General features: G+C 45.3%; 2 protein-coding genes. Both read left to right on the top strand.

Annotated features, from left to right (window positions below; all coding sequences use genetic code 11):
* A partial coding sequence (locus tag GR702_RS22220) for a hypothetical protein (RefSeq protein ID WP_202408433.1) occupies positions 1 to 365 on the top strand: 365 nt, incomplete at its 5' end.
* Positions 362 to 709, top strand: a complete 348-nt coding sequence (locus GR702_RS21940) for a hypothetical protein (RefSeq protein ID WP_160987624.1) — start codon at positions 362 to 364, stop codon at positions 707 to 709. The genes GR702_RS22220 and GR702_RS21940, both read left to right, overlap by 4 nt.
* The last annotated feature ends 291 nt before the right edge of the window (positions 710 to 1,000 follow it).

The following is a 1,000-nucleotide window of genomic DNA, read 5'->3' as shown; positions in this document are numbered from 1 at the left end:
AACTAGAAGCTAAATGCGCTTCTCTGGCTGCTGAGAATGCATGGATGAAAGCTGGAATACTGCAGGCCTCAGAAGATATGGAAGCACATCATAATGACCATGGCCTATTCAGCTATGACGCTGATGGCGAGCAAATGGACGCACTATTACGGCTTTGTGACGCTCAGGATTCAATAGCATCGCTGGAGAATACAAAAACCCCAGCTAACGATGATTTCCTGGCTGAAATTCGTGCGCAGGGGGTGGATTCAGCGATTAACAGAGTAATTGCAATGATGAACCATCAGCATCCTGTCACATCGAAGGTAATCGACATAATGCGTCTCCACGCCTACCAACTTCGCAAAGGAGTTGATCAAAAATGACGATCACAAAACAACGAGTAGAAGAAATCATATCGCGCATTGAAATGTATGGTCATGGTGCAGGGTATACAGCCGAAGAGGTTTATGACCTTGCTGTACTGGCACTGAATTTATCAAATATCGCAAAACTCAAGCGATACGAGCTTGATATGGGTGGTTGTGACTCGTGTGGTCAGGATTGCGGCGCGGACATGAGCGAAGACACCTATGGTGAATTTGTCATGTTCGACGATGTTGTCAGTCTGGTTCAGTTTGACACCACCAACCAGCAATTCGAAAGCCTAAGCAATCACAATCACCACTTCATCAATGGAACTTGCGTAGAGTGCCTGAAAAGTGAATAGCTACCCGTTCATATTAATTATCAGTGCGCTCTATGTGGCGCACGCTTTAGTGGAGGCATGTCAATGAATAATCACAAACTACGCCGATATACCACTGGCGCTAAAATCTTCCTTGCTGTTTATGTGCTGGCGCTGGTAGTAGCTATTGCAGGAGTTGTGCATTATGTTTAACGATATTAGTGACGCAATGCAAAACATGTGGGAACGCTACTGGGGCAGTATGAAGACATGTCACTACATGATGGTACAGATAGGCAATTACATTGAGGTTGTTCCTGACAATGGTGCGCA

This window comes from Novosphingobium silvae, assembly GCF_009856825.1.
In the GTDB taxonomy this organism is placed as follows: Bacteria; Pseudomonadota; Alphaproteobacteria; order Sphingomonadales; family Sphingomonadaceae; genus Novosphingobium; species Novosphingobium silvae.
Note: the sequence above shows the minus strand (reverse complement) of the source record. Positions and strands in the feature narration are given on the sequence as shown.